This is a genomic window from Flavobacterium lindanitolerans (assembly GCF_002846575.1).
In the GTDB taxonomy this organism is placed as follows: Bacteria; Bacteroidota; Bacteroidia; order Flavobacteriales; family Flavobacteriaceae; genus Flavobacterium; species Flavobacterium lindanitolerans.
The window spans coordinates 197,522-209,694 of the sequence record NZ_PJND01000008.1 but is presented as its reverse complement, the minus strand read 5'-3'; the positions used below and the strand labels follow the sequence as shown (position 1 = coordinate 209,694).

12 protein-coding genes are annotated in these 12,173 nt (G+C 36.9%); 6 read left to right on the top strand and 6 right to left on the bottom strand.

What is annotated here, in order from left to right:
* Positions 1-67 precede the first annotated feature (67 nt).
* Genes B0G92_RS10815 through B0G92_RS10795 form a run of 5 tightly spaced genes read right to left on the bottom strand, consistent with a single transcriptional unit; the run spans position 68 to position 3,408 of the window.
* Positions 68-598: a mechanosensitive ion channel domain-containing protein gene (locus tag B0G92_RS10815; RefSeq protein ID WP_101472207.1), complete on the bottom strand. Its 531-nt coding sequence runs from the start codon at positions 596-598 to the stop codon at positions 68-70.
* Positions 599-601: 3 nt separating this feature from the next.
* Positions 602-1,195, bottom strand: coding sequence for a Maf-like protein (locus B0G92_RS10810; protein ID WP_101472206.1), 594 nt, complete (start codon positions 1,193-1,195; stop codon positions 602-604).
* Entirely contained in the window at positions 1,188-2,111 is a 924-nt protein-coding gene (locus tag B0G92_RS10805) for a geranylgeranylglycerol-phosphate geranylgeranyltransferase (RefSeq protein WP_101472205.1), read from the bottom strand. The genes B0G92_RS10810 and B0G92_RS10805 overlap by 8 nt, the downstream gene beginning before the upstream one ends.
* Before the next feature lie 21 nt (positions 2,112-2,132).
* Positions 2,133-2,660 carry a KdsC family phosphatase gene (locus B0G92_RS10800; protein WP_056066141.1) on the bottom strand — a complete coding sequence of 176 codons (528 nt, stop codon included), beginning with the start codon at positions 2,658-2,660 and terminating at the stop codon, positions 2,133-2,135.
* The gene (locus B0G92_RS10795; RefSeq protein ID WP_101472204.1) at positions 2,644-3,408 is read right to left on the bottom strand and encodes a Rossmann-like and DUF2520 domain-containing protein; all 765 of its coding nucleotides are present in this window, start codon (positions 3,406-3,408) and stop codon (positions 2,644-2,646) included. The genes B0G92_RS10800 and B0G92_RS10795 overlap by 17 nt, the downstream gene beginning before the upstream one ends.
* A 158-nt stretch (positions 3,409-3,566) precedes the next feature.
* Between B0G92_RS10795 and B0G92_RS16875 the strand changes: the two genes are divergently transcribed.
* The 5 genes from B0G92_RS16875 (at position 3,567) to B0G92_RS10765 (ending at position 9,798) form a co-directional block, all read left to right on the top strand.
* Positions 3,567-3,887: a four-helix bundle copper-binding protein gene (locus tag B0G92_RS16875; RefSeq protein WP_101472203.1), complete on the top strand. Its 321-nt coding sequence runs from the start codon at positions 3,567-3,569 to the stop codon at positions 3,885-3,887.
* A 181-nt stretch (positions 3,888-4,068) separates the two neighbouring features.
* Positions 4,069-7,275, top strand: coding sequence for a cytochrome c biogenesis protein CcsA (locus tag B0G92_RS10785; protein ID WP_101472202.1), 3,207 nt, complete (start codon positions 4,069-4,071; stop codon positions 7,273-7,275).
* Between the two features lie 10 nt (positions 7,276-7,285).
* The gene (locus tag B0G92_RS10780; RefSeq protein WP_143395022.1) at positions 7,286-7,858 is read left to right on the top strand and encodes a toxin-antitoxin system YwqK family antitoxin; all 573 of its coding nucleotides are present in this window, start codon (positions 7,286-7,288) and stop codon (positions 7,856-7,858) included.
* A gap of 301 nt (positions 7,859-8,159) precedes the next feature.
* On the top strand, positions 8,160-8,861 hold the full coding sequence (locus B0G92_RS10775; protein WP_101472200.1) for a hypothetical protein: 702 nt from the start codon (positions 8,160-8,162) through the stop codon (positions 8,859-8,861).
* 346 nt (positions 8,862-9,207) lie between these two features.
* A complete protein-coding gene (locus B0G92_RS10765; protein WP_056066160.1) occupies positions 9,208-9,798 on the top strand; it encodes a glutathione peroxidase in 591 nt (196 codons plus the stop codon).
* A gap of 57 nt (positions 9,799-9,855) precedes the next feature.
* Here the strand turns inward: B0G92_RS10765 and B0G92_RS10760 are convergent, their stop codons facing one another.
* Positions 9,856-10,356, bottom strand: a complete 501-nt coding sequence (locus tag B0G92_RS10760) for a GNAT family N-acetyltransferase (protein WP_101472198.1) — start codon at positions 10,354-10,356, stop codon at positions 9,856-9,858.
* 97 nt (positions 10,357-10,453) lie between these two features.
* Between B0G92_RS10760 and menD the strand changes: the two genes are divergently transcribed.
* Positions 10,454-12,106, top strand: a complete 1,653-nt coding sequence (menD, locus tag B0G92_RS10755; RefSeq protein WP_101472197.1) for a 2-succinyl-5-enolpyruvyl-6-hydroxy-3-cyclohexene-1-carboxylic-acid synthase — start codon at positions 10,454-10,456, stop codon at positions 12,104-12,106.
* Positions 12,107-12,173: the final 67 nt, after the last annotated feature.

Here is a 12,173-nt window from a genome sequence, read left to right as displayed (position 1 = left end):
TGACCTTGGTTAAAGTGAAGTTACAAAATAGCATCCAGATTATGCTTATGTAAAGCAAAGTAAGATGCTAATCCATGAATTCCCGTTCCTCCCGTGTGGTATTCACAATAGAAACGCCCTTTTGTAGCAGCAGATTGTTTGGATAGGTTACGAGTTCTCCTTCCTTGGTTCTCAAATAGGTATGGAAAGCCTTGATATCGTCAATTTCTCCTTCCAGCGGGAAATCCTTATCGTGGATTCTGATAGTATCACCAATTTTGAAAGGAAAGGAAAAAAACAATATTATCCCTGCCGTTATGTTACTCAGTATAGACCATTGGGCAAAGAAAGCAACGCCAATGATGGTAATGACAGAAGTAAAGGCAATATAGATGTCGTTTGTTCGGACGCCCCAAATCATAAAGACACCGGCCAAAGTTATAGCCATAATAACAATGCTGATGTACTTGCTGACCAGAATAGCACGATGCTCGTTAATTTCTGCATGCTTGGCGTATCGTTTTATCAGGGTTGTAATAATAAAACGAATAATTGTTACGCAAACCAGCAGTACGACTGTGCTTACAATCTTTGGAGTATTTTCTTCGAAAAAGGACATTTTCTAGCTGTTTTTCCCAAAGGTAGTGAAATATTCATAAACTTTTTGGACGGGAAGCCCCACTACATTAGAGTAGGAACCTTCTATTTTGCTAATGCCTATGATGCCAATCCACTCTTGAATGCCGTAAGCTCCGGCCTTATCATACGGCTTAAAATTATCAAGATAGTAGGCAATGGCTTCGTCTGATAAATGGGCAAAAGTAACTTTAGTAACCTCATTAATGATGTCGGTTTTTCCATTATGCCTGAAACATACGGATGTATAGACTTTATGGGTGGAATCAGACAAAGCTCTCAATATTTGGAACGCATCATCATAATCTTTAGGTTTTCCCAAAGCTTTTCCATTATGCCATACAATTGTATCGCTGGTTACCAAAATATCGTTTGGAGCCAATTCATCCTGAAAAGCATCGGCTTTTAGTTTAGCCAGAAAATCAGTGATTTCGGAAGCTTTGAGATGTTCAGGATAGATTTCGTCTACTTCTTTCAGGCGTACTTCAAAATCCAGATGCATGTCCTTAAAGAACTGCTGTCTTCTTGGTGACCCTGATGCCAACAGGATAGTGTAGTTTTTTAAATGAGGATTAAGCATATTTGATATTGAAATTAATAACAGCTATAGAAAGGATTCCGAAAAAAATAACAAACTTTAATACCCTGCTCAGATGATGGAAATCTTTTTGTTTTTTGGCAGAAAACATCTTGATGGTAAAGTAGAGTAGCGGTGCCAATATAAATAAGAAACCATAAGCAGAAGCATAAAACAGGTTGTTGGAATACAGATTTTCATTAATGTAATAAATAATCAGTCCCAACGGAATAAAGCTCAACCCGAAAACTACCTTGCCCGTTCTGGCTAAGCCTAAAGCAATAGGAAGCGTATTCATTCCCTGATTATAATCACCGTTGACATCTTCCATATCCTTAACAATTTCACGGATAAAATTGATGATAAAGGCAAATACGGCATAATCAATAAGGATATTGAAAATAATGCCCATACCTGCCTGGGTTTCAGGTATAACCATTGGCAGCAAGTCAAAAATCCCGATAATAAGAATGCTCAATGAAAGCAACAGCGCAATAATAATATTGCCAATCAGCAATGTCTGTTTTAAACCATTGGCGTATACATATAATGTAGCGGCAATAATAACAAATATGGCGGCAAAGTTAGGTTTGTGAATCGCATTAGCCAGATAAAAACCAATACCAACGCCTATAACATTCAGGGCAATATAAATATTATATCCCATGCTTTCTGAAATCTGTTTTCCAATTACCACATTGTCCGGTTTATTGATTTCGTCCGTGGCCTGGTCAAAGATGTTATTTATAAGATAACCGCCGGCCGCAATACATAGGGTTGAAAATACCAGAAGCGCAAACTGCCAGTCCTTTAAGGCAAGAGGAATGGACTGTGATTCTAAAAATCCGTACCTGAAAACCAATTGCATTATAGCAAGCATAATGAGGTTTTGGTAGCGTATTAGTTTTAAAAAAGACATAGGTTACTGTTCAGTAAATTATTAATCGTGTTTTCCGTTGAAATATTGCATCCATTTTCCCTGTACGCGCATTACCTGTTCTATAACATCACGCACGGCTCCACGGCCGCCATTTTTATGAGAAACGTAAGTGCAGATTTCTTTGATTTCAGGGCTCGAATCCAACGGACAGGTAGGAAGACCCACCAGTTTCATCACATGGTAGTCAGGAATGTCGTCACCCATATAAAGCACCTGTTCCGGTTTGATATTATAAATATCCGTATATTCCTTGAATGCCTCAACTTTGTCCGGACAAGCCAAATGGATGTCTGTGATGCCAAGATTTCGCAATCGGATTCGGACGCCTTCGTTACTTCCGCCAGAAATAATACAGACATGGTAGCCACTTTCTACTGCTGCTTTCATAGCAAAACCATCGCGAATATTCATAACGCGGAGCATTTCGCCGGTTGGGGTAATATGGACAGAACTATCGGTCAGAACGCCATCGACATCAAAAATAAAAGTCGTGATGTCGTTCATGATTTCTTTATAACTTTTTGACATTAGATTGTTGAATGGAATGTGTTAGTATTTTATAGATTTCTTTTTGTGTATTGTCTGTAAGTAACGCCAAATGGGCCTGAATGGTATTGAGGTCGTTTCTTTTTGCCGGTCCGGTTTGGGCTTCTAATGGTGAAAGATGCTGCACTTTATTGGCGGTTTCGGCAATCAGCGGTTTGAGAATTTCAAACGGTAGCTGGTGTTCAGCACAAATCTCTTTCCCAATCTGATAAAGATGATTGGTGAAATTGTTGACAAAAACAGCGGCAACATGCAGCGATTTTCTTTGGTCAGAGCTAATCAGGTAATGCTTGGAGCCAATTGCTTCGGCAACATTTTCTAAAATGGTATAATCATCGTCAAACTCGCTTTCCATGCATATTGGTAGGGTAGAAAAGTCGACTTCCTTGTTTTTCGTAAAGGTTTGTAACGGATAAAAAACGCCCCTGCGGTTTTTCGGATGTAGTTCACTCAAAGGAACACTACCGGAAGTATGCACGACAAGTCGGTTCTCAAACGGAAGACTTGAAGAAACCTCAGCAACGGCGCTATCAGAAACAGCAATGATATAGATATCTGCTTCTAAAAATTGACTATGGTCATTGATTATTTTTGAATCCTCAACCAGATGCGAAAGGCTTTCCTTTTGTCGTGAGAAAACTTGTGACAGCTCAATTCCGTTGCTTTTTTTAAAAGCATGGATAAGATGCTGTGCCACATTTCCGGAACCGATTATAGTTGCTCTAATCATGCCGCTAATTTAGGGATTTAGTTATGAATTACAAGGAAGGTTTATTTCAATAATTCCTTTAGGTTTAACAGACTCTTAGAATAAAGAAGGCAATTAAATCACTACATTTATAATAGCCAATAAGTAAAGGATTTGAAAAGTTTTAATGTAGGAGGATTATGAAAAAGTTTAAACTGGCAGTTGAAGCCTGCCTTGCCTGTTTTGGTGCCTGTGAAGTCTGTGCCGCCAATTGTATCGAAATGAATGATAAGAATCACCTGCACTGTATTTTGCTTTGCCGTGATTGTGCAGAAATTTGCATTCTTTGTGTCAAGTTCTGTTCCAGGAACTCCGGGTTTTCCACTGCCCTGATGAAGTTGTGCGCTAAAATCTGTACCGCCTGTGCCGTAGAATGTGAAAAATTTGCCCATCATGCTCATTGCAGGGAATGTGCAGAGGCTTGCAGGAAATGTGCTGCTGCCTGTAGTTTTAAATGGTAACGCAATACGCCCAATTATTTCATGAGGTTTCAGGATTTTTGATACAGAATTAAAAATGACTTAAAATATTTAGAAAAAATTAACAAGGAATTACGAAAAACGCAGGAGTAGGATTAACGGTTGTATCAAACATTTTTCCTTATTTTTGTGGCACTTTTTAAACTATGTAATTCCACTTTTCATGGATAAGATTTTTTCCTTCCTGTTTTCCACACGTTTAATGGCTGTTTTATTTATCGTTTTTGCAGCTGCAATGGGAATCGGTACTTTTATTGAAGACGCTTACAATACCGATGTTGCCCGGATTTTAATTTATAACAGCTGGTGGTTTGAGGCAATTATGTTTCTCTTTCTGATTAACTTTATAGGAAATATCAAGAAATACCAATTACATAAGAAGGAAAAATGGGCTACATTATTACTCCATCTTTCCTTCATTTTTATTTTAATAGGTGCTTTTGTAACCCGACACATCAGTTATGAAGGAATGATGTCTATTGCAGAAGGTGCTTCTGAAAATCAGGTTTACTCCGAAAAAACATTCCTCAATGTTTTTGTGGATGGCGAATATAAAGGCGAAATGAAACGCCGTGTTGAAGAAAAGGAACTGTTGCTTTCACAGGTAACGGACAATGATTTCTCAATCAAGGGCAAATTTGCTGACACTCCTTATGAAATAGAATACAAGGACTTTATCATGAATGCCAAAGAGGTCATTAAAGAAGACCCGAATGGAACATTATATATTAAAATGGTTGAATCCGGAGACGGGTCGCGTCATGAGCATTACCTAAAAGAAGGTGAAGTACAAAGCATCCACAATGTGCTTTTTGCTTTCAATAAACCAACAAACGGTGCGGTAAATGTTATCAAAGAAGGCGACAAATATACTTTCAAAGCACCATTTGGCGGACAGTTTATGCGTATGGCGGACAAATTTCAGGGTACAGTTGTGAAAGATTCTGTACAGGATTTGATGTTCCGTTCCTTATATAATGTTGGCGGGGCTCAGTTTGTTTTCCCGGAAGCTGCCATAAAAGGAAAAGTTGCCTATGAATCGAACAATGACTATAAAGACAAAACTACTGATGATGCTTTAATTGTGACAATTAAGGCGGGAGGGAAGACGCAGGATGTAACCTTAATTGGTTCCAAAGGAAAAATGGGAGAGCCTCAATCCTTTAAAGTTGGAGGTCTTGACTTTACGCTGTTTTACGGAAGTAAAGTTTATACATTACCTTTTAAAATCAAGCTGAACGATTTTATTGCGGAAAAATATCCTGGAACTTTGAAAAGCTTTTCGGCTTTCAGGAGTAAAATTACCGTGGAAGACGAGAAACCTTTTGACTACGAAATTTTTATGAATAATGTTCTTGACCACGGAGGTTACCGTTTTTTCCAGGCATCCTACGATTATACAGACAATCACCTGAGAGATACTTATGAACCAAATATCACGGTACTATCTGCAAACCACGATTTCTGGGGAACCTGGATTACCTATATCGGATATTTCCTTTTATACATTGGCATGATGGCCATTTTATTTGATAAGAACTCAAGATTTGGTATTGTGAAGAAAAAACTGGACAAAATCAAATCAAGAAAAGCCAAGCTGATTACCCTCTTATTATTGTTTGTGAGTGCCGGAAGTTTTGCACAGCACGACCATAATGCCCCGGGACACAATCACGGAACGGGTAACGCTGCTCCATTAAAAAGAGTAATGCCTACAGAAAAACAGATTGATTCCCTGTTGAAAATTATCGAAGTTAAGCCGGAACATGCGGCAAAATTTGGAAGAATCGTAATTCAGGATGATGGCGGAAGAATGAAGCCTATCAATACGTTTTCATCAGAATTGTTACGAAAAGTGAGCAAGAGCGACCACTATAAAGGCTATAATTCCGACCAGGTGTTTTTATCAATGTCACAATATCCGGAAGTTTGGTTCAATGTGCCTTTTGTTTACCTGAAAAAAGACAATGATAGCCTGCATAAAATCTTAGGCGTTGACCTGAAGGCAAAACACGTTCCATTTATCAGCTTTTTTGACGAGCAGGGCAATTACAAATTATCACCTTATCTGGACGAAGCCTACAAAGCGGCCATTCCAAACCAGTTCCAGAAAGATTTTATAGATGTCGATAAAAAAGTAGTGCTATTGAATGCGGCTTTGAGTGGAAAAATATTAAAGATTTTCCCGATTCCGTATAACAAGGCCAATAAATGGGTTTCCTATCTGGAATTGAATGAAACGGGCATTAAAGGTGTAGATTCAACCTATACCAAAAATGTACTTCCGGCCTATATGGGATTCCTGAATGAAGCCAGAAAATCAGGCGGCTACAAGCAGGCGGATGAAATTCTGGAAAGCATTACGCTTTTCCAAAAGAAATACGGAAAGGCAGTTCGTCCAAGTGATGATAAAATCAACTCAGAAATCCTTTACAACAAATACGATATCTTTAAAAAATTATACTATTTGTATATGATGGCAGGTGTTTTCATGCTGCTGTTCACGATTGTAAAGATATTTAATAGCAGAAAAGCCATTCGTGTTATTGTAAAAGCCTTCCATATCCTTATCGGTTTCTTTTTTATCCTTCATACGGCCGGATTGATTATGAGATGGTATATTTCAGGACACGCACCGTGGAGTGATGCTTATGAATCGATGATTTATGTAGGCTGGGCAACCATGTTCTTTGGATTGGCTTTCGGAAGAAAATCTGAATTGACAGTAGCTTCAACAGCCTTTGTTGCTTCGATGATTTTGATGATTGCACACTGGAACTGGATGGATCCTGCTATCGCCAACCTGCAGCCTGTATTGAATTCCTACTGGTTAATGATTCACGTAGCCGTGATTGTGGCAAGTTACGGACCTTTTACACTGGGAATGATACTGGGCTTAGTTTCGCTATTGCTGATGATTTTTGCCAATAAAAAGAACAGCAAGAAGTTGGAATTAAATATCAAAGAAATTACCTATATCACGGAATTGTCATTAACAGTTGGTCTGGTAATGCTTACCATAGGAAACTTCCTTGGAGGGCAATGGGCTAACGAAAGTTGGGGACGTTACTGGGGTTGGGACCCTAAAGAAACATGGGCATTGATTAGTATCATGGTTTATGCATTCGTAATCCACGCCAGATTGGTTCCGGGACTAAAAGGAACATGGATTTTTAACGTGTTTAGCGTTTTTGCTTTCTATTCCATCATGATGACCTATTTTGGTGTGAACTTCTACCTGACCGGATTGCATTCCTATGCCAGCGGTGATAAGGTAGTAACACCTAATTTTGTCTTTGTGTCGATTGGAATTGTAACCTTGATTTCGATTCTGGCTTATTTCAAGCAAAAAAAATATTTGAGAAGCTAATCGATTTATTTTGCTGATACGTTTAAAGCAGTTTGTAACTGTTCTGATGGCGCTTTTATTTATTTCCTGTAATTCCACTAAAATGGTAAGCATCCAAAAGGAAGGCTACATTGAAACGGGAAAAATAAAAAACAATAAGAAAACAGGTAAATGGAAATACAGCTATGAAAATGGAAGGCTTTATCAGGTAGGAAGATTTAAAAATAATCTGGAAACCGGAAACTGGAAAGTATTTCATCCTAATGGTTTTTTAAGGCAAACGGGAAAGTTTAAAAACGGGAAGATTGACGGTCTTTGGAAATTCTACCATGAAAATGGCATTTTATACGGATTAGGAAAAGCAGAAGAAGGAAATTTTCAGGGAGTTTGGAAGTGGTTTTTCCCCAACGGACAAATCCATACCATCAGAAATTATGAAAACGGGAAGTTGGTTTATGTAGATTTTGCCAAAAACTTTAAAGGAAATGATATCGACAAAGGCACTATTAAAAATGGCAACGGTACTTTAATAGTCTATGAAACCCAAATTTTAAAAGACAGCATACTTGAAGTTTTAAACTATAAAGACGGACAGATAAAATAATTATCTATAACCTATACTCAACAATTCAAGCTTCAGCACCATAAGATTTTAAAGAAAAAGTTGTAGGAAATGAGTTTTTCCTCTTCTTTCATTTTGTATGGATTCTTCAAATTGCTCTAATCCATTTTGTTTGGGCTAAAATAAAAACTCATAACTGAAATTTCTCGGCAAATCACTATTCTTTAATTTGGTGTTAGATTATCGATAGCTATCTTTTGTTGAATATAAAATCACGAAAGAGAGATATGTTTATTTTATAAAAAAAGTTATATTTATTTTTTTAATCTAAAACATATAAGCCATGAAAAAAATTAGCGCCGCAATTCTATTAATTATTTTCTTAGGATTAACATCATGCCACGAGGATCCACAAACTATTTCTGAAAACCCTACAACTGCTTCAGAAAATTACCAACGTAAAATGTCAAAAGATGAAATGGAAATGACTGTTGACCCTTTCAATGATAAAGACAAAAACTATACTATTGTATATAATGAGATTAAAGATTATGAAAAAGAGCTTTCCTTTTTAACCGCCACTGTCACAACTTATAATTTTACCCATGTAAGAGTTTATGAATTTACAAATATTAAAGATGTAACCCAAAAAACTGCGGTTATTACGCTTATAGATAAATCGTATCTCTTATTCTATAAAGAAGAAAAAAATACATTAACTGTTACTAATAAAAAGGGTATAAAGATTTTTACGGCAGATTTAAAATCACAGGGTAAAAATTATATTGACTCTGGGTTAGTTTCTGATTTGCAGAATACATTTGTAGGTATTCCTTATAGTAAGTGCGATTGTCATGGTGAAGAATCATCGTGTAATCATAAGTTCGATAGGATGGAAAATTGTGCAAAATATAAATTTTCCAAATGTTATGCTTGCGGAAATGATGTCTGTACACAAGACAATCGATGTGATATTGCAAGATCACTTACAGGTCCTGCATGGACACTAGGTTTAATAGCTGCTTGTTCTGTAGCACAATTATAAATGAAAAACATGAAGGTAATCTTGATTTGGGGTATAGTTCAATTTATATTCTTAACTAGTACAACCATGTTATTTATAAATGGATATCAAAATTTAGCTGGTAATCTTTACATTGTATTTACTGTTCAATTTGTACTATTTATTGGATATGTGGTATATTTCGTAGTAAAGAAAAAGTAAATCATGCCTAAATTATTGATAGGAAAGAAAAAATAAAAAGGATTCAATTTCGAATCCTTGAAAAACCTATTTTTTGCATATAGACTTTTCGACACTCATTTTTATTTAACAAAAGTTTAAACGAAAACAGTTTTTGAATTTTCTAATTTTATAAAAAATAAAAACGATGAAAAAATTAGCCTTCGCCTTTGCGTTATTGGGTTGTCTGGCATGTCAGCAGAACCAGGCACAGGAAAAAAACACAAAAACGGCAACACCAAAAAATAAAACAATGAGTAAAGAAACAATCTACCAGTTTAAGGTAAAGGATTTGGAAGGAAATGATTTTGATTTTGCTTCTTTGAAAGGGAAGAAGGTCTTAATTGTCAATACAGCTTCAAAATGTGGATTAACACCGCAATACAAAGACTTGCAGGCAATTTACGACCAATACAAAGACAAAGGGTTTGTTATTGTTGGTTTTCCGGCTAATAATTTCGCCTCACAGGAACCGGGAACGAATGAAGAAATAGGGGCTTTTTGTGAAAGAAATTATGGTGTGACTTTCCCGATGATGTCTAAAATTTCAGTCAAAGGAGATGATATGGATGCGGTTTATAAATTTCTGACCCAGAAATCTAAAAATGGCTTGCAGGATTCAGAAGTAGAATGGAATTTCCAAAAATACCTGATTAACGAAAAAGGAGAATTGGTAAAAGTAATATCGCCTAAAACACTGCCAACCGACCCTGAAATTGTAAATTGGATTAAGGCTTAAAACCTTTTTGAACAAATAAAGAAAGGCTTTCAGAATTTCAGGTTTTGAAAGCCTTTCTTATTTCAGAAGCAATTGCATGAGCTGAACATCCAGCCATTTTTCAAATTTATAGCCGGCTTCTTTGAGAACACCTGCTTTTTCAAAGCCGAATTTTTCATGAAAGGCAATACTTCCGGCATTATCAGTATCAATAAGCCCGATTATGGTATGAAGTTTCTGTTTTTTAGCAACTTCAATTAATTCGGATAAAATTAGTTTTCCAATTCCTTTTCCTGAAAAACCTTCCCTGACATACACAGAATGTTCTACCGTAAATTTATAGCCTGCTTTTAAACGGAAACTGCCATAGGTTCCAAATCCCAATATTTTGTCATTTTCATCCGTTGCAACAATAACGGGAAAATTTTGCTGTTCTTTTTCCCTAAACCAATTCAATTGTTCATTTAAGGTCCTGACATCATAATCATAAATGGCCGTAGTGTTTAATATGGCATCATTCACAATTTCTAAAATAGCTTCTGTATCTTCAATTCTGGCAGTTCGGATATGGATTTCCATGTCATAATATTTTCACTTCCAAAGATAGAAAAACTTGTTAAGAATGAGCCGAAAGCCTTAGTATCTTTGTATCTTTGAGGCTTTGATACTATAAAGAATGATTTATCCTAAAATACCTTTAGCACAAAGCATAATTGAGATTTGCAGGACTAAAGGACTCACCGATATCGTAATCTCTCCAGGTTCACGAAATGCCCCGTTAACTATTGGTTTTGCCAGCAATCCAGACTTTAAATGCTATAGTATAGCCGATGAAAGATGTGCCGCTTTTTTTGCCTTGGGAATGGCACAGCAGACCAAAAAAGCAGTCGCGCTTGTCTGTACATCAGGCTCAGCCTTACTCAATTATTATCCGGCTATTGCAGAGGCTTTTTACAGCCAGATTCCTTTGGTTGTAATTTCAGCAGACAGGCCGTTGAGCAAGATTGATATTGGGGACGGACAGACTATCCGGCAACAGAATGTTTATGCCAACCATATTATCTACAGTGCTAATCTGACGGAAGAAGCTTCTCAGGAAAACGACCTCAAAATTGCCGATGCAATAACTCTGGCTTTGGTTAAGAAAGGCCCTGTTCATATTAATGCTCCGTTTGAAGAGCCTTTGTACGAAACCGTTTCTAAACCGGAAGTCACTCCTGTTATTTCTGAAACTACCTTTGAAAATCCAAACTCTGATGAAGATTTAACACCGTATATTTCACAATGGAATACGGCCAAAAAGAAATTGGTTTTGGTAGGAGTCAACGACCCGGACACAATTGATGAAGCGGTTATTAATCATCTGGCACAGGATTCTTCGGTAGTAGTCATGACAGAAACGACATCCAATCTGCACCATCCTAATTTTATAAACAATATTGATACCATAATCACACCTTTTACCGATGAGGATTTTAAAGATTTCCAGCCGGAAATTCTCCTGACTTTTGGTGGAATGGTGGTGTCAAAAAGAATCAAGGCTTTTTTAAGGAAATACAGACCAAAAGCACACTGGCATATCGATACTTTACGGGCTTATGATACATTTGGTGCATTAACCAAGCATTTTATTGCTGAACCTAATGATTTCCTGAAGCAATTTTTATCGGAAACTGTTATTGTGTCAGATTACAATAAGAAGGCACAAGAGCTAAAAGCAGCCAGAAAAGAAAAACACGATTTGTATGTTTCCAAAATACCATTTTCGGATTTTACGGTTTTTGATAAGATAATACCTGGCCTGCCCAAAAACAGTCAGTTGCAAATCAGTAACAGTTCTGCCATCCGTTATGCCCAATTAATTGATATTGACCCAAGTATTGCCGTTTTCTGTAATCGCGGCACAAGTGGTATAGATGGCAGTACCTCAACAGCAGTTGGCGCAGCACTGGCCAGCGGAAAAGAAACCATATTGATTACTGGTGATGTCAGCTTTTTCTATGACAGTAATGCCTTGTGGAATAATTATATCCCAAAGAATTTCAAAATTATCCTGCTCAACAATGGAGGAGGCGGTATTTTCAGGATTCTTCCCGGACATCAGGAAACACCTGTCTTTAATACTTATTTTGAAACTTCACATTGTCTGACAGGAGAACAATTGGCAAAAATGTATCATTTTGATTATTTCTCTGCCAGTAATGAAACTGCTCTGGAAGATGGGCTTAAAGCATTTTATGCCAGTAAAAAAACGGTAATATTGGAAATTTTTACGCCTACTTTGGAAAACGACAAAATATTGCTGCAGTATTTTAAAGAACTGGTTTAAAAAAGGACAAACAGGTTTTATAATAAAGATTGTACCTTTGTCCTCTGCAACTTAGAAACTTTGCAAC